At 36.6% G+C, this 17,182-nt stretch carries 20 protein-coding genes; 19 read left to right on the top strand and 1 reads right to left on the bottom strand.

The window, feature by feature from the left end:
* The first annotated feature begins 98 nt into the window (after nt 1-98).
* The 6 genes from EEI45_RS10090 to EEI45_RS06035 are packed head-to-tail and all read left to right on the top strand — an operon-like array spanning nt 99 to nt 3,895.
* Nucleotides 99-545 carry a hypothetical protein gene (locus EEI45_RS10090; protein ID WP_228410253.1) on the top strand — a complete coding sequence of 149 codons (447 nt, stop codon included), beginning with the start codon at nt 99-101 and terminating at the stop codon, nt 543-545.
* Complete coding sequence (locus EEI45_RS06050) at nt 454-1,419, top strand: PTS sugar transporter subunit IIC (protein WP_267128167.1); 966 nt, start codon at nt 454-456, stop codon at nt 1,417-1,419. Before EEI45_RS10090 ends, EEI45_RS06050 begins: the two co-directional genes overlap by 92 nt.
* Nucleotides 1,420-1,479: 60 nt before the next feature.
* Nucleotides 1,480-1,629, top strand: coding sequence for a hypothetical protein (locus tag EEI45_RS08565; RefSeq protein WP_164503757.1), 150 nt, complete (start codon nt 1,480-1,482; stop codon nt 1,627-1,629).
* On the top strand, nt 1,629-2,078 hold the full coding sequence (locus tag EEI45_RS06045; protein ID WP_125164539.1) for a DUF3284 domain-containing protein: 450 nt from the start codon (nt 1,629-1,631) through the stop codon (nt 2,076-2,078). Before EEI45_RS08565 ends, EEI45_RS06045 begins: the two co-directional genes overlap by 1 nt.
* 14 nt (nt 2,079-2,092) lie before the next feature.
* Nucleotides 2,093-3,181 carry a DUF871 domain-containing protein gene (locus tag EEI45_RS06040; RefSeq protein WP_125164538.1) on the top strand — a complete coding sequence of 363 codons (1,089 nt, stop codon included), beginning with the start codon at nt 2,093-2,095 and terminating at the stop codon, nt 3,179-3,181.
* Between the two features lie 54 nt (nt 3,182-3,235).
* On the top strand, nt 3,236-3,895 hold the full coding sequence (locus EEI45_RS06035) for a GntR family transcriptional regulator (RefSeq protein ID WP_125164537.1): 660 nt from the start codon (nt 3,236-3,238) through the stop codon (nt 3,893-3,895).
* A gap of 30 nt (nt 3,896-3,925) precedes the next feature.
* Here the strand turns inward: EEI45_RS06035 and EEI45_RS06030 are convergent, their stop codons facing one another.
* Nucleotides 3,926-5,311, bottom strand: coding sequence for an ABC-F family ATP-binding cassette domain-containing protein (locus EEI45_RS06030; protein WP_125164536.1), 1,386 nt, complete (start codon nt 5,309-5,311; stop codon nt 3,926-3,928).
* Between the two features lie 178 nt (nt 5,312-5,489).
* Here EEI45_RS06030 and EEI45_RS06025 point away from each other — a divergent pair, with 178 nt between their 5' ends.
* From EEI45_RS06025 to EEI45_RS05965, 13 genes are all read left to right on the top strand, one after another.
* The gene (locus EEI45_RS06025; RefSeq protein ID WP_125164535.1) at nt 5,490-6,035 is read left to right on the top strand and encodes a G5 domain-containing protein; all 546 of its coding nucleotides are present in this window, start codon (nt 5,490-5,492) and stop codon (nt 6,033-6,035) included.
* Between the two features lie 39 nt (nt 6,036-6,074).
* Complete coding sequence (locus EEI45_RS06020; protein WP_125164534.1) at nt 6,075-7,130, top strand: VanZ family protein; 1,056 nt, start codon at nt 6,075-6,077, stop codon at nt 7,128-7,130.
* A gap of 284 nt (nt 7,131-7,414) precedes the next feature.
* Entirely contained in the window at nt 7,415-9,817 is a 2,403-nt protein-coding gene (locus EEI45_RS06015; RefSeq protein ID WP_125164533.1) for an AraC family transcriptional regulator, read from the top strand.
* 199 nt (nt 9,818-10,016) lie between these two features.
* Nucleotides 10,017-10,712 (top strand): prepilin peptidase, encoded by a 696-nt coding sequence (locus EEI45_RS06010; protein WP_125164532.1) that lies wholly within the window; start codon nt 10,017-10,019, stop codon nt 10,710-10,712.
* 9 nt (nt 10,713-10,721) lie between these two features.
* Entirely contained in the window at nt 10,722-10,895 is a 174-nt protein-coding gene (locus EEI45_RS06005; RefSeq protein ID WP_125164531.1) for a Flp family type IVb pilin, read from the top strand.
* A 23-nt stretch (nt 10,896-10,918) separates the two neighbouring features.
* A complete protein-coding gene (locus tag EEI45_RS06000) occupies nt 10,919-11,089 on the top strand; it encodes a Flp family type IVb pilin (protein WP_125164530.1) in 171 nt (56 codons plus the stop codon).
* A gap of 140 nt (nt 11,090-11,229) precedes the next feature.
* On the top strand, nt 11,230-11,769 hold the full coding sequence (locus EEI45_RS05995) for a TadE/TadG family type IV pilus assembly protein (protein ID WP_125164529.1): 540 nt from the start codon (nt 11,230-11,232) through the stop codon (nt 11,767-11,769).
* On the top strand, nt 11,744-12,319 hold the full coding sequence (locus EEI45_RS05990) for a TadE family protein (protein WP_125164528.1): 576 nt from the start codon (nt 11,744-11,746) through the stop codon (nt 12,317-12,319). The genes EEI45_RS05995 and EEI45_RS05990 overlap by 26 nt, the downstream gene beginning before the upstream one ends.
* Complete coding sequence (locus tag EEI45_RS05985) at nt 12,313-12,801, top strand: hypothetical protein (protein WP_125164527.1); 489 nt, start codon at nt 12,313-12,315, stop codon at nt 12,799-12,801. Before EEI45_RS05990 ends, EEI45_RS05985 begins: the two co-directional genes overlap by 7 nt.
* A gap of 21 nt (nt 12,802-12,822) precedes the next feature.
* Entirely contained in the window at nt 12,823-13,632 is an 810-nt protein-coding gene (cpaB, locus tag EEI45_RS05980) for a Flp pilus assembly protein CpaB (protein WP_125164526.1), read from the top strand.
* Nucleotides 13,633-13,646: 14 nt separating this feature from the next.
* Nucleotides 13,647-14,882: an AAA family ATPase gene (locus tag EEI45_RS05975; protein WP_125164525.1), complete on the top strand. Its 1,236-nt coding sequence runs from the start codon at nt 13,647-13,649 to the stop codon at nt 14,880-14,882.
* Nucleotides 14,882-16,246 (top strand): CpaF family protein, encoded by a 1,365-nt coding sequence (locus EEI45_RS05970; RefSeq protein WP_125164524.1) that lies wholly within the window; start codon nt 14,882-14,884, stop codon nt 16,244-16,246. The genes EEI45_RS05975 and EEI45_RS05970 overlap by 1 nt, the downstream gene beginning before the upstream one ends.
* Complete coding sequence (locus EEI45_RS05965) at nt 16,246-17,181, top strand: type II secretion system F family protein (RefSeq protein WP_228410252.1); 936 nt, start codon at nt 16,246-16,248, stop codon at nt 17,179-17,181. Before EEI45_RS05970 ends, EEI45_RS05965 begins: the two co-directional genes overlap by 1 nt.
* Nucleotide 17,182 lies beyond the last annotated feature (1 nt).

Here is a 17,182-nt window from a genome sequence, read left to right as displayed (position 1 = left end):
GCTTGCATCTCGATATGAGTGTGTTATATTAAGATTAACTACATGGTATATACCACTTAAAATAACCGGTATGAGCTGTAGTAAAGGAGAAGATATATATGGAGAAATTAACTTCATGGATGGAAGAGCATTTCGTCCCAATTGCAATTAAAATTGGTTCACAAAAGCATTTAGTGGCAATTCGTGATGCATTTATAAGCATCATGCCAATCACGATGGCTGGGTCTGTCGCGGTATTATTAAATGCACTTGTACGTGATTTACCCGCTAAATTTGGTGCAGATGGCATTACCGATGCATTTAGTTGGCTTATTGGTATCAACGGAAACATTTGGTTTGGAACACTGGCAATTTTAGCGTTAGTGTTTGCATTTGCAATCGGTTATCAATTATCGAAAGCCTATGATGTGGATACTTGCGGGTGGTCTTATTTCACTCGCTTCATTTATTGTTGTGACACCACAAGTTGCATCCATCGATGTGGCTGGGTTAGCAGAACCTGTAGTGGGCTGGGGATTCATTGGCATTGGCTATATGGATGCTAAGGGTCTTTTTACGGCTTTAATTGTAGGGTTTATTGCAACAATAATCTATGCAAAACTTATGAATAAGAACATTACAATTAAGTTACCGGATCAAGTCCCACCGGCAGTTTCCCGCGCATTTGCTTCAATTATTCCAGGTTGTGTGGCTTTATATGCTGTTGGAACACTTGCATACCTTACATCAACATTCTTTGATGCTTCGGTTGGGGATTTAATTCTTAAATATGTCCAAATGCCTTTCTTAAATGTTTCACAAGGTCTTGGGTCAGTTATTTTTGTAACAATGTCAGTCTCGGTATTCTGGTTCTTTGGACTTCACGGTACCAATGTATTAGCACCAGCCCTTGATGGTGTGTATAAAGTAGCTTTAACTGCAAATACAAACGCATATAATGCAGCCTTATCTGCAGAAAATTTACCTTATTTATGGACACGTGGATCATTTGATGCCTTTGCGTGGATGGGTGGCGCTGGTTGTGCGTTAGGACTCATTATTGCGCTTCTTATTTTCTCGAAACGTGAAGAAAATCGTGCAGTGGCGAAGTTAAGTGCGCCAATGGGATTGTTTAATATTAACGAGCCAGTGATTTTTGGATTACCAATTGTTTTAAATCCAATTTACTTAATCCCTTGGATTTTAGTACCAACAATTCTTGTTACGATTGCATATCTTGCAACATCAGCTGGAATCGTTCCACCTGTATTCTTAGAAGTTCCATGGGTTATGCCACCAATTCTTTATGCATGGATGGCAACGGGATTCTCATTTACAGCAGCCATGCTAGCATTGATTAACTTGGTTATTGGTACAGCAATTTGGGCCGTATTTGTAATGGTAGCAAATAAGATTGATTATACTGAAACACAAGAATAATATTTATTGAGATATTAGGGGCTTAACTGCTCCTAATATTTGTTTTAGTGGAGGTTAATTATGAAACAGTGGATTGTTTTTATATTCGCAATCGGAACGCTTTTGGTCTTACTATCCAGTACGGTAGATCAAGGGTTTGGTATCTTGATTTCGGGTGTCATGCTCATTGTCATTGCGATGATACTCTTTTATCGAAAGGGGCGAAATTAATGGAAGTATATAGAACGATGCAAGGCACACCGGAACAGTGTTATGATTTGTTAATCGAATCACTGCTTATGGGTCTTGCGACAAGTACAGGTCATAACCTTACGGAAGATGAAATTTACGAAGGATATCAATATCAAAAACAACTAAGAGGTCGCATGGGTAATTCTGGCAGTGTTACGGTAACCCTTTTAGAACTTAAACGACCGAATACATACTCGGTACGCTTTGAGAGTGCTCAAGGGATTAACACCCTTGAATATCATCTAGAACCTCTTGATGATTCTCAATTTAAGCTAACATACGCCGAGTCATATCATTCAATTAAGAAGCGAAAGATGTTGAATTTCAAATTAATGGAACGCTTTTATCGTAAAGGCAGTCAAAAACGAATTAATCTCCTGTTAGATCAAATTCAAACAATCTTGAATGAACGCAGCGTCAAGGCGTAGAAAAGGAGCATATTATGGCACGATTAGGAATATCAATTTATCCAGAAAATTCGACGATGGAACAGGATATCACATACATAAATAAAGCGGCAGACTGTGGGTTTAAGCGTATTTTTATGAGTTTACTTCAAACTGATTCAAGCAATCAAAACAAACTCATTCAGGATTATCGCTCCATTACGGATGCAGCGCATCAGCGCGGGATGGAAGTTATTGTAGATGTGGCACCTGCAGTATTTAAGGCATTTGAAATCAAGCATTCTAATTTAGTGTTTTTTAAGGAAATTGGGGTCGATGGTATCCGTTTGGATGAAGGGTTTAATGGAGCATTTGAAAGTGAAATGACGTTTAACCAATACGACTTAAAAATTGAATTAAACTCAAGTCAAGGAAATGACTATATTGAGAATGTCATGACTTTTTATCCCAATAAAAATGCATTGATTACATGTCATAATTTTTATCCACAACGATTTACGGGTCTAAGTAAAGCGCATTTTGATTTTTGTAATCAAAAGATTCGTAAACTTGGCCTGCAAAGCGCTGCATTTGTATCCAGTCAGAATAGTGGAACGTTTGGACCCTGGCCTGTTTATGAAGGATTGTGTACCCTTGAACATCATCGTGATTTACCGATTGATGTGCAAATTCGTGAATTAATCGCGACTAAGATGATTGATGATATTCTTATTGGAAATGCATACGCGTCAGATGAAGAGTTGGAGGCGTGTGCCAAGATAGCATTAGGGAAGTTACAATTTAAAGTAGACTTGGATGTTGAACTCTCTGAGGTTGAAGCGCAAATTATTTATGATCATTATCATTTTGTACGTGGGGATATGAGTGCGTATATGGCGCGTTCAACGATGCCGCGTCTTACCTATGCAAATGAAGTGATTTCACCCAAGAATACCGTAGATTTAGAGCGTGGTGATGTTGTTATATTAAATGACGCATACGGTCGATATAAAGGGGAATTACATATTGTTCTTGAACCCATGCCAAATGAGGGAAACAAGAATAAAATCGGTCACATCCCAAACTCAGAAATGATGCTTCTTGATTACATCAAACCTTGGCGTCCTTTCGCATTCATCAAATAATCGTTGAATGTTTTATAGATTATTTTATAATAGGTATATATTGGAGGTGTATGGATGAAAATTCCACTTTATCAGCAAATTAAAGATAAGATCATTAAGATGATCGATATGATGGAGCCCAATGCCTCAATTCCTAGTGAACGTGATTTCACTGATCATTTTCAGGCAAGTCGGATGACGGTTCGTAAAGCGATTAATGAATTGGTTGATGAAGGTTGTCTATACCGTGATGCAAATCGCGGAACCTTTGTCTCTGATAAGCGATTGATTAAAAAGAATTCGTTATTAACCCCTGAATTTGATAAGCATACGATCTTATATTTTGATGTGAAGGCGTCATGTGGTGCGGATGTAAGTTCAAAGTTAAACATTACGCAAGACACTTCAGTTGTTCGTTTTATTCGTATTTTATCCATGAATAATGTTAATATTGCGATTGAAGAAGTTTATATTGCTCGAAATCAGTTATCCGATGACGCGTTCAATGATCTCCCAAAACTCGAAAATTTTAATTCGTTTTTCAATCGAGGAAGTGCATCGTTTACGGTGATCCCTATGCATGTTCCCATTAAGTACGCGAATTTACTGGGTGTTAAACTTGAAAGTCCTATTTTAGTTATTGAATCCATTATTTATAAAAATGACGGGAGTCCACTTGTTTTTATTAAAAGTTTTAATCATCCTGAGCACCGTTCCATAGAAATTACAGACTAAAAAAAACTTAGGCTCATAGAGTCTAAGTTTTTATTTTTCGATACTGATGATTTGATCAACCCAATCCTCATAAAAACTGGCTTCATGAGATACAAGAATGATGGTTCCTGTATAAGCCTGTAATGCGTATTTTAAGGCATTTTTACTCTCAATATCGAGATGGTTGGTTGGTTCGTCAAGTACGAGCATGTTGGTATATCGGTTCATCAGAAGGCAAAGTTTTACTTTAGTTTGTTCGCCACCACTTAATGTTTTAATGCTGCGACTCCAGTGTTCTTCTTTCATTCCTACGGAAGCAAGGGTTTTACGTACTTCCCCTTGAGAAAACTTTGGATATGTTTGACTAACAATTTGAACTGGTGTCAACGTATCATCTTCCCAATTGAGGCTCTGTTCAAAGTATCCGATTTGGAGGTCATCATTAAGGTAGATGCTCCCCTCTAAAGGGTGAAGCTGACCCATGATGGTTTTAATTAGTGTGGATTTACCAATACCATTAAATCCTGTAATCGCAAAGCGTTCACCACCGTAAATTTTCATATTAAATCCGTCAATTAATACAGAATCATAACCAATTGCAAGTTCAAGGGTTTCAAGAACCCGAACATTAGCTTGAGAAAGTGTTTTAAAGGCGAAGTTTTGTTTTGCATGAGCAAGGGGTGCATGGACACGGTCGAGTCGGTTTAATTGTTTTTGACGTCCACGTGCCATTTTCGCATTACCACCTGCTTTGTTTTTACGAATAAATGCTTCCGTTTTGTGAATATAAGCTTGTTGTTTGGTATAAAGGCTGAGCTGTTCCATTCGATTATGTTCTTTCTGTTTTAAGAAAGCATCGTAGTTTCCGTTGTAGCGTGTTATTTTTTGGAAATCAATATCTACAATCACATTCGCAACACGGTTTATAAATGAATCATCATGTGAAACAACAATAAAACTTTTAGGGTATGCGTTAAGGTAGTTCGCAAGCCATTCAATATGGTCAACGTCTAAGAAGTTGGTCGGCTCATCCAGTAACAATACATCTGCTTCAGAAAGCAATAAACGTTCTTGAATGTTTGAAGCTTTACGAAGTGCATCATCATCTTCCATCGATTCGAGGTAATATGCATTCATACGAGCCTCAAGCTCAAATAAAGCTTTATAGGTTGTTGATAGGTAACCATGGATGGTTAAATTCGGGTCAACACGAACATATTGATCCATAAAGGCAAGTTCAATTTTATCTTGCCAGACAACGGTTCCAAAGTCTGGCGATAAGTCACCAGTCATAAATCGAATTAAAGTACTTTTACCAGCGCCATTTAATCCTACAAGACCAATATGATCTCCCTTATGGAGGAGAAACTCGGCATTACTATACAACTGACGCTCCACAAAAGTGTGCGTTAGGTTTTTAATTTCTAGATAGGGCATCATTAACCTTCTTTCATCATGAAGGTTAAACTTTACAATCCTTCACTAAAATATCTTGAAACATTATAACATAAATCTTTTTAAGCGTTCATTTTTGTACTAAATAGGAATGGTTTTGTCTTAAATAACGATTTTCGTAAATAAACTTAGTTTTATGATACGTTATAGAGGGGTATCTATGAATCAAAATAAACGAATAAGGTATGTTTTTCTAGTTTCAGTTTGTATCTGTGTAATGTCATTTATTGTATTTAAAAATAATTATGCGTTTGTAGTTTTAAAATCAGAATCCATACCATTTCAAGCGTTTACCAAAACAATCCAAGTTGTTCGTAAAAATACTGTTTTTGAATTGCCGAAGAAACATTTATTTGATGCGGAACAAGCGGTTCTTTTCAAAGGGTGGTCCTTTGATAATCATGCAATATCCGAAAATAGAATCAGGGTTAATAAAGACATGACGGTTTATGCAGTGTGTAAAAAAGTAACATACGATGAGGTTGTTGAGTATGTCGAAATTCCGTTTAAAACAATTTATATTGATCCAAATAAAATCGACATGATGCATCCAGTATCTGGAGAAAATGGGATTATGGAAATTCGGACACGGATTATTTATCACGATGATGTCATCGTTAAAACAGAAAAACCACGTAAATTTGTTAAAGAATCACCAATCGATGAAATTAAACATATTAATCTCCAGAATTCTCGACAACAATAAGGGAATCATGTAAAATTTGGGTATAGAATGGAGTTTTACATGTTTGAACGTTATTTAGGTCCAATAATTAAGAATACACAAGGGGTATCGATCAATTCTGGGATCATCGTATATATTCTCATTGCGATGTTTTTTTTAGTGAAATATCGTAAAACCACAATTAAAAATAAAATACTCGGTCTTTTATTCATTTTATATCTCGGTAAGGTTCTTGATCTTACGTTATTTCCACTACCATTAAATCAAAAAGAAATTCAAAATGCGGCCATTCATTTTTCGCTTGAGAATGTGTCTATCGATTATTATAATTTAGTGCCGTTTCGGAGTGGGTTGAGTCTCAAAAATTTAAAAGAACCGTTGTTGAATGTTTTGATGATGGTTCCGATGGGGGTATTTTTACCCGTATTCTTTAAACGGCTTCGGAATATTAAATATACGGTATTTGTTACATTTTTTATATCGTTGTTAATTGAATGTCTTGAATTACTGTTGACGCTTGCGTTCGGTGTGATTCTTTGGCATTTTGATGTAACAGATTTAATTACCAATACACTTGGTGGACTTCTTGGTTTTTGTTTGTATTATGGCGTTATTCGTCATTTACTCAACTATGTCGATCAAAAAGAGGGACATTGGTTACAGCGTAAAGGGTTAAATGTGTTGTCGGTCGTCTTACTTGTTCTCTTTATGATGTTCAGTATTTATTTGGAAGTATCTGCGAATGATGTAATTACATATCGCTTGAATATGCGGAATATGATTTCAAATGGCAAGGCAAATCGAAAGTACTATACTTTTGAACACAATACAGTTTCGATGGAAGGGTATATGAAATTAAAACGCGATGATTTTGAAGGGTTTCACTCTGATAACCCAACAATCGAGTTAAAACAAAAAGTGCTTTTCTTAGATTATTCATACGGTAAATATGAGGTTGGTCCCATGCATTTAAATGCCCATCAAGATGAAGGCGATGACCGTTTCTTTACAATGGGATGGACAGTTGACCATCCTGGGAATCATTTTTATTTTATTACTGAGTCAAAAATTGCCACGGCACGAAAAGTTGGAGAAGCACACATCACAAATCCATAAAGAAGGGAAACCTTCTTTTTATTTTGCGAAATAGTACGGAAAAGTGCACAAAAAAGACATATTTTGCGTAGAAACATACCAAATATGCAAATTCTATGTGAAATTTTGTTGAAATGTGTTAAAATCTTACATGTTGTATTCGATCAAGAAAAGATATAAACAAAAATACGATCTTTGAGTTGAATAAGTATGGGTAATGCTTATCAAAGAAAGAGGCAATCACAAGCATTCTAGGGATGTATTGTGATTCTTTTTGATGACAATGTGCAAGGGAGAACCATACCATGAATACTATACATATCAAAAAATCAGAATCCTGCTCACTCGCAGGTATTGCTATGAATAATGGAGTAGTTGTTGTTAGAAGAAATTTACCGTACCGTACGTTTTTGAAACAAATCGATGGTAAGGAATTTGAGGCGAACAAGGCGTTTGAGGTCATTTATGTTGTTAAGGGCATGATTGGGCTTCGCGTTAAGGGTTCGTATTTAAATCTAAATGAGGGTGATGTTTATATTCTTGAGCCGAATCGAGCGCATTGCTTTTATGCAAACAGTCGCGATAATCTAATTCTTGTAACACAAATTGATGCGTCGTTTGCAGAAGAACAGTTTAACTTATCGCAAAAGGTAAGTATTGATAGTACCATTAAAGACCAAAGAAATAAAGTGCGTCTTATCGCATCCATTCGTCACTTATACGGTCAAAAAGATGCCGGTGAAGTAACGTTTGAAAATAGCTATCATGCCGTTAAAGAAGTCGTTGATTCCATCAAACTGTTTGTAATGAATCAAAAGCGAACCATTCAGACAACAGATTCAATTGAATCAATCGTTATTGATATTACTGAAAAATATGCAGATGCGAAGAATGAAAAAATTACGTTAGAAGGACTTGCGGATGAATATAATGCCAGCGGTGCTTATCTATCAAGAATGTTTAAGAAGATTACAGGTGTTAATGTTAGTGAGTACTTTAGAGTAAATCGTATCAATTACGCTGTTGACTGTCTTATCAATACAGATTTAACAATGACAGAGATTTCAAATCATTGTGGGTTTTTAGACATCAAAGCATTAGGTCGAGATTTCCAAAAAGTTTTCGGCTTATCACCAACTCAATTTAGAAAACAGTATACAACGGATTATATTGCATCTTTAGAGTATCCATATGCAGCAGATTCGAAGGTGCGTTATTTCTTAGAGGTGGGGACGAAAGGACCCAGTCAATTGGAAAACGAACCGATTAAGGCGTTAGAAGCGCGAATTAATCCAAATTTTATTAAAGGTCATTTCCGGAATGCATGGGGAGTCGTTGTGGATTTGGATTGTGTTGTTGATCGTGATTTCTTGAGTATTGCAGAATTGCGTGAAACGTTGGGACATTTTAAATTTAAAACAGTCAAGATTAAACTTGCATTCTTAGATGGTGTATTTAAGTTGCAAACGAAATCTGGAGCACTTCGTGACTTTTCCTCGTTTGAAATCTACAATATCTTTACTGTTTTTTCGGAATTTGATATTGTTCCCGTTTTAAGACTTGATTTCGTAACCTTTAATGCTTTGTTGCAAGAAGGAGCGAGTTTAAACGAAATGAGTCACGCAGTCGTTGGAATGCAAAAGGCATTGGATGAAGCATCATTAATTATTAGTAATTCAAAACTTCGTGAATGGGGTTATGAATTGTACTTTCCTACAATCAATGATGCTGTAAGTGATCATGCACGAAGACCAATGTTTAAAGAATGCATCCATTCTTTTGTAAATGTACTTCAAGAAAAGTTTGACCAAGAAAAAGTCCGTTGGGGTTTGTATCTGGGGAGCTTCGATAATGATACGCGAGAAATTCATCATGAGTATCTTGAAATGATTGCAGGTATGAATATTGATCCAGCATTTTACACGTGCGATTTAAATTTTACGAATAATGATTTTGGCAGTGATCAATTACTACCGAAAATTCTTAATGACATTCGTGAGATTAATCAAGCGATTCGAAGTAATTTACCAGCAGACCGATTAGGACGTCATATTGTTGCAGCGTCATTTAATTATGCGGTAGACGATGATTACCGATGGAACGATTCTTTTGATAACCCGTTCTATAATCTTTTGTTCCTGCCTATTTTACTTCAGCTAAATTTAGGGGATTTTTACTTTTCATCTTGGAATATCCTTGGGAGAACGCAGCAAGAAATGCTTCCGATGTCCTACTCAAGTTTCTACAACCATCTCCGTGTTGAGCGGATGCCATTTTACGTGCTTAAATTCCTTCAAGAATTATTTGGTACGGTGGTTGATTATGGAGAGGGGTATATCGTCACTCGAAATCATCACGATTACGCCATTATTGTATATTCAAATTATTATGAGTCTTATCGACGTGTTGACGCAAAGGATCGAAACAGTGGTTCTGATTATGAGCGCAAGGTTAATTTTAAAATTGAAAGCATAAACGGTCGTTACAAGATGACGGAACGTTATTTAGATTATAAGAATGCTTATTTCTGTCAGAACTGGATTGAGGATACAGGGATTTCAAATCTCACGCCAGAAGAACGTGATTACATACGTCAACAGTCAAATCCAAGAATGAAGGTTAAATATTTGGAACTTGACGGTGAATTAGATTACACATTCAATCAGAGCTTGTTGAATATAAGTCTCATTAAGTTAAATAAGATATAAAAAGATACCAAATTACGGTATCTTTTTTACTTTTTTCACATTTAATACAATTATTTACAAATATCATGACAAATAATGCGTACTCTACAACAAAGATGGGTAAATGGTTAAAATTTTGTGAAATTCACGTCAAAATATTGGTAGATAGCGTGCGCGTATCGTCATATACTATCTATGTCGGTGATGAGGAGATTCTATAGTGAATATTATTGTTTATATTGTTCTAACAGCTTTATTTTTTACACTAGGATACAACATTTCAAGATTTGTGAAAGATACAGTTGCTTGTAAACAAAATCGTAACAATAAGATCTATAAGGTCTTTCGTCCAGAAGATGCGCATGACGCATTGATGAATGGCATTTATGTCGGTGCAGCTACTTTAGTTGCATATACATCATTCGGATTCTTTGAAGCAACTGTTATTTCCATAATTGCTTTCTTAGCAGTTTATGGTATTCGAATCGATCAACGTATTCGAATAATTCCAAATGAGATGGTCCTTAGTATCCTTGTTATTGGAGTTGTTTATCAGTTTGCATCAAATGGATTTCATGGATTGTCAACTGGACTTATAGCAATGCTATTAACAGGTATTCTGTTCTTTGCTACAGCCTTCTTGACAAAAGCATTCTCTGGAAGTCTCGGTGTGGGAGCAGGCGATATAAAGCTTGCAATTGCATTATCATTTATGTTGGGATTACCTAATATTCTAACATTTCTAATAGGTATCGTACTTTGCTTGTTAATTTACATTGTTATTGGTTTTTATAATAAAACGATGTACATCGGTAGTACATTCCCCATGTGTACACAATTAATGGGCGGTGCTTTATTCGCGCTGTATTACCCAGTCATCAGTATGTTGATTTGCAGTGTTCTGTTAGGATGTTAGGAGATAGTTATGATAACCGTAAATGAATTTATGGACGAGGAGTCTGGACAAGGCATGGTTGAATACGGACTTATTCTTGTATTGGTTTCGGTAGTTACTGTAGTGGTACTCCAATCCATTGGGAGTGGTTATGTAAAAACGATGTTTGAAACAGTCGCTGATCTAGTCCCTAAAATAAACTAGGGAAGAAAAATGAGGAGAAAATTATGAAAAACTGGTTATTAAATGAAGAATCAGGACAAGGTATGGTTGAATACGGACTTATCTTAGTTCTTGTTTCAGTAGTAGTTATCGTTGTTATGAAAACTTTAGGTACAAACCTAAAAGGAATCTTCGAAAACGTAGGTAAAGAATTACAAGCAGGTAGAGGCGCTTAGTCTTAACACGCATTTATAAATTGTTAAAGTATCGCGCAAGTGATACTTTAACTTTAAATAGTTTATAATCTCTATCCGGCTTGGATAGTTCCGAGGGGATGATTTTTCATCCCCTTTATTTGTCGCTTTAAGGAGTGAATATGATAAAAAAACTTAAAGGTGAAAGTGGTCAAAGTGTTACGGAATTTGCTTTAATCCTTCCTATTCTTATAATTATGCTTGCTTTGATCATGGACGTTGGTAAAGCGGTGCATGCAAAGGTCAATTTGCAATATCTAACCAGTGAAATTCAAAAGGTTGCGGTATTGTACGACGAAGGTGGTGCAACGGGTGGTGTAAAAGATCAATCCCGATTTAGCAGTAAAGAAAAGACGATTGAAACACTTATTAACAATAACGGTACACTTGACCCTAAACGCTTAAAATATGAAATTGATTTATCGGATATTGAACATCGTGATTTTACACGGAAAATTTGGAGTGTAAATGATGGTGGCTTTATCGGACATAAAAACAGAACTGATATACGTTATGTAACCGTAACAACTACTTATGATGTTCCTTTCTCAATGTATATTACAAAACAGGTAATGGGTGAGACACTTCGTCTAACTGAAACGTACAGTGGTTTAATATACTTAGGAGGCGATGGTGATGCTAATGTCAAAGTTGGTCAATAAATCAAAAAAAGAAAAAGGTCAGGCAATGGTAGAATTTGCGATTGTGCTGCCACTTTTTCTATTGATTGTTTGTTTTTTAATTGATGTGAGCTGGGTTGTTTACAATAAAGTTCAATTTGACTATTCGTTACGTAAAATGGCGATTCAATTGGATCTCGGTCCTCAACAAAAACATGCATTACATACTAACCAAAGTTATATTGTTGACGGGGGTTGGGCAAACACCCATATTCGTGATATGTATGAAAAAAATATTGAAGAAAAGGGTGCACCGATTGATGTAAGTCGTGTAACGATTGAAAACAGTCGGATTGCCGTTCTTGCTGGAAAACGTGAATTTAATTATGGTGTCCCAGATGGTACGGATAAAGACCGTGCGAACAGTAAATTTAAAACAACGACAATGGAAATAGCGTCGGATGTAAAATACAAAGTCTACCCGATTACTCCTTTCTCAAAGCCATTTCTCAAAGATGGTGTTGAATTAAAAAATAATCTTTATAAAATTAGAAGAATTGAGTTAGTAGGGGGTAAGAATCAGCAGTGGTAAATTTTAAAAATGAAGAAGATGGAAATATTCTTATAATGTTTGCATTTATTTTAATGTTTCTATTGGGATGTGTTGCACTTTCAACAGATGTTGTTTTAGCAATGAGTAAGAAAGATAAATTAACAGAAGTAGCATATTTAGTGCGTGAAGCGCGACTGGATATTACTGAAGAAATGTTACACTCACAACAAGGACAACAAATTGCATTGGATAATGCACATGAAATCTTAAAGAGAAATGGTATTGATCCAAGTCAATTTGAGTTGGTTTGGAATGAACAGCGTGGTATGTCACCCAATGGTAACTATATGATTAGTCTTACAGGGACAATTATATTGCGTGATGTTTATAAAACGACAACTTTAAAAGCCCTTGGAATTGATGAGTTCCCAATCAAAGTTGAATTACCTGTATGGCAAAACTTTACAGATCAACAACCGATTTGGGATGGTCGTACTCCAACCATTAATGGTGTTTATTAATATTAAGAAAGAGGAATTACTTTGGATAAGAATAAATTAATTTCTGTGGTTGTAGCTGCAGGGGTATTTCTTTTAGCGTTAATGAACCCAATCCAAGGTTTAAAAAAGGAAATACCGAAGAAAGATTTAACGCAAGTTGTTGTAGCGCTTAAACCCCTTACAGCACAAACTCGTATTACTCAAGATATGGTAGAAGTTAAAAATGTTCATAAAGACGCTGCACCTGAAGGTGCTTTTGCGGATGCGGAACGTGTTGTAGGAAAAGTTACAACGACGAAGATGTCTGTTGGCGATATGTTTACCGGAGAAAAGGTTGAAGTTGTAGGTCAAGGATCAAGTGGGTTAAGTACTGTTCTTACGGACAATATGCGTGCTTATACTGTTAAACTTGAGGGTCAATATGGGATGCAAGGATTAATCCGTGTCGGAAATAAAATTGATATTATCACTGTATTAGATAGTGACTTGCCAGAAGATACACTTCAAAAATATGATTATTTGAAGAAAAACTATCCTCAGTTGTATGCTGGATCAGTTGAGACTGCAGTTGATGGTAAAGAACGCATTCCTGTACTTGGTTTAAAAGAGAAAAAAGCAGTGCTCCTTTTACAAAATAAGGAAGTTCTTGCGATTGATCAAGAAACCTTACCTGATGATAAAAAAGTAGCGGATAAAATGTATACGACGGTAACACTTGCTGTTTCAGCAGAAGATGCGTTGAAATTGGCGGTTTCGGAATCCGTAGGTACAAACCGTGCAATCTTAAGAAGTCATGATCATGACAAGGTTGATAAAGTTCCTGGTGTTATTACAGGCGATTTATTGAAATAGAGAAGGAGAATTAGATGGAGTTAAAAGTTTTAGTATTTGCTGAAGATAGTGTCGCTCAACGACTCTTTCCAATGCTACAAGATGACGAAATCCGCATCGTAGGTAAATCAAACGATGAGAACAAAGTCTTAGATGATATCTCAAAAACAAAACCAGATATTGTTCTAATTTATTCTTCTCATGAAAGTATTCTGCAACGTGTTTGTCAACAAATATATTTATTACGTCCTAAATCTGTACCTGTAGTTCTTACTCAAGAATATACAAGTGAAACGATGCAAAAGGTAATGCAAACAGGTGTTCATTATATCCTGCCAATGCAAATTGATCGTTCAACGTTAATACAGCAATTAAAAGGAATTCACAGTAATGAGTCATCTCGACTGATTGCGCTTGAGAACAGTTCAACCAATAACTGGAAATCAAAAGTTATTACAGTATTCAGTTCAAAGGGTGGTGTTGGTCGTACAACCGTTGCCATGAACTTAGCGGTTAAACTTGCGCAAAAGAAATTAAAAGTAGCGATTTTAGACTTTGATCTAGAATTTGGTGAAGTCGCTACAGCAATGCGTATCGAGACCAAAGACACCCTTGCAGAATTGTTACAAGAACAGGCGAGTCCAAACGTTGATACCATCCGAAAATATATGGCTGTTCACCCTTCCGGTGTGAATGTGCTTGCGGCACCGAACAGTCCTGAATTTGCGGATAACATTTCAGTTTCTCAAATTGAAAAAATCGTATCTTCACTTCGTTCCTATTATGATTACTTGATTATTGATACAAGTATGGGATTTAACAACATTAACTTGTCATGTTTTGATCTCTCATCAACAATTATTTATGTAACCGGAATGGATATTCCAACATTACGACGAACGAAAAAAGGCTTGTCGATTGTAACCTCACTAGCAGGTAATGAAAAAATTAAATTGGTAGTCGCAAAAGAAGAACCGGGTCGTGTAAAACCTAAAGATGTTTCACGCGTCTTGGAGTTCCCATTATGGCACACCGTTCCTTATGATTTAAAATCATCCATCGATGCACTGAATCAAGGGAAACCGATCGCGATTGATTCTCCATTATCGGGTGTCGCAAAGGCATATCAAGTTATGGCGGATGAAATTGATCAATCTGATTCACCTGATGAACAAGAAGCGGGACCTGCTGGACTGCTTGCGAAATTCTTACCAAAACCTAAAGAAAACCTGCTAAAGCAAAAAGGTAAACGAAAAAAAGGTGGTAAATAATGAAGTTATCAGAACGCTTAGAACGTGCTAAAGCAACTGAAGGTGGCGGCTCCGGTGATGGACTAGCGTTTATGCCTGGTGTATTTGAAGTTGATGCCGAACCTCAAGTTGACCAATTTAAAGATTTAAAAGCTATTATTCACCGTGAAACTATTGATTCGTATAATGCACGCATTCAAGATAATCACGGCGATAAAGAAGGCATTGATGTTCGTGAAATTATTACAGAATGTTTAACCCAACGTGCAGAAGCCATGACTAAAGCAAAACGCGAACAGCTTATTCAAGAAATATTTGATGATGTTACTGGGTTGGGACCTTTAGAAGTTTTGATTCGGGATGAAGATATTTCTGAAATCATGGTTAACGGTCCAAATACCGTTTATATTGAACGTAAGGGTCGTCTTGAGTTATCCAACGTCTTCTTTAGAGATGATGCTCACGTAGCTCAAATTATTAACCGGATTGTTTCACCCTTGGGTCGACGTTGTGATGAAGCAAACCCAATGGTAGATGCGCGGTTACCGGATGGTTCGCGTGTTAATGCCATTGTACCTCCGGTAGCGTTAAGTGGCCCTACAATTACGATTCGTAAGTTTAATTCGACACCACTTCAAATTAGTGACTTAATTGGTTTTAATTCAATATCATTTGGGATGGCTGCATTTCTAGAAGCCTGTGTTAAGGGACGTTGTAATGTTGTGGTTTCTGGAGGTACTGGTTCTGGGAAAACCACATTATTGAACGTTTTATCCAGTTTTATTCCTGAAACGGAACGTATCGTAACCATTGAAGATGCGGCTGAAATTCAGTTGATGCAAAATCATGTTATTACCCTTGAAGCACGCCCTGCTAACGTTGAAGGTAAAGGTGCGGTAACGATTCGTGACATGGTAAAGAACTCCTTACGGATGCGTCCTGACCGTATTATTATCGGTGAGGTTCGTTCGGGAGAAGCCTTGGACATGTTACAAGCGATGAATACTGGTCATGATGGTTCTTTAGCGACAGGTCACGCCAATACACCTCGTGATATGGTTTCACGTCTTGAAACCATGGTTATGATGTCGGGAATGGACTTGCCGATTAAAGCGATTCGTGAACAAATTGCTTCTGCGATTAATATTATTGTTCAACAAACGCGTCTTCGTGATGGATCACGTAAAGTTGTATCGATCACCGAAGTTACAGGTATGGAGGGAGAAATTGTAACCCTTCAAGACATCTTTGTTTTCAAACAAGAGGGCTATGATGCTGCTGGTAAAGTTAAAGGTAAATTTATGCCAACAGGAATTCGTCCATACATCATTGATACATTAGAAGCGAATGGTATCCTTGTGAAAGATGAGTGGTTCCAAAAATAATGTGGATCATTATGGCAGCATGCCTTAGTTATATTACGCTTGTTGTCTTGCAATTTGTATTAAATTTGATTTATCATCGCTTCATTATGTTGAAAGACCGTCTTGACTTAATTGAAAAACAAAGTTTATACGGATATTCAAAAAAATCAAAAAAAGATCAAAAGAAAGAGAAACAATCCATCAGTATTGAAGTTCCTGAAAAGTTAAAAGATAATCTTTTAATGGCTGGCATTAACTTACGACCTGATGAATTTCTAAAGATGTGGTTGGGTCTCGCTGCGTTTTCAGTTGTTATATGTGTTGCATTAGATAAAGGAATGATTGTGACGCTCTTTGCATTTGTAGCTGCTCTTGTAGGTCCGCCAATGTATATCAAGGTGAAACGTAAACAACGTATCGGTAAATTTAGCCAACAGTTAGGGGATGCCTTATTGATTCTCTCAAACAGTTTGCGTGCCGGATTTACCTTTGAGCAAGCTCTTGCAAGTATAGCAAAAGATTTACCAGATCCAATTGGACCTGAATTTCTAAAAGTTTGCCGTGAAGTTGAATTGGGCGAGAACATTGAAAAATCACTTGCCGCAGTTTCGACACGCATGGAATCTGAAGAAATGAAATTGATGAACACCGCCGTTAGCATTCAGCGTCAAGTAGGGGGAAACCTTGCGGATGTTTTGGATAATATCGGTGAAGCAATTCGAGAACGTATTACCATTCAAAAAAATATTAAGGCGCTTACTGCACAAGGGGATGCATCTGCAAAAGTTATTGCGGGACTTCCGATTGTTGTTTTAGTCTTAATTTCGATGGTTAATAAAGAATATATGGAGCCTGTGTTTACCACGCCGTTTGGTTATGCACTGCTCGGTGTTAGTGCAACCCTTGAAATTATGGGTTATGCTATGATCAAAAAAATAACAAATATTGAGATGTAGG

The organism is Erysipelothrix piscisicarius, assembly GCF_003931795.1.
GTDB classification, from domain to species: Bacteria; Bacillota_I; Bacilli_A; order Erysipelotrichales; family Erysipelotrichaceae; genus Erysipelothrix; species Erysipelothrix piscisicarius.
Note: the sequence above shows the minus strand (reverse complement) of the source record. Positions and strands in the feature narration are given on the sequence as shown.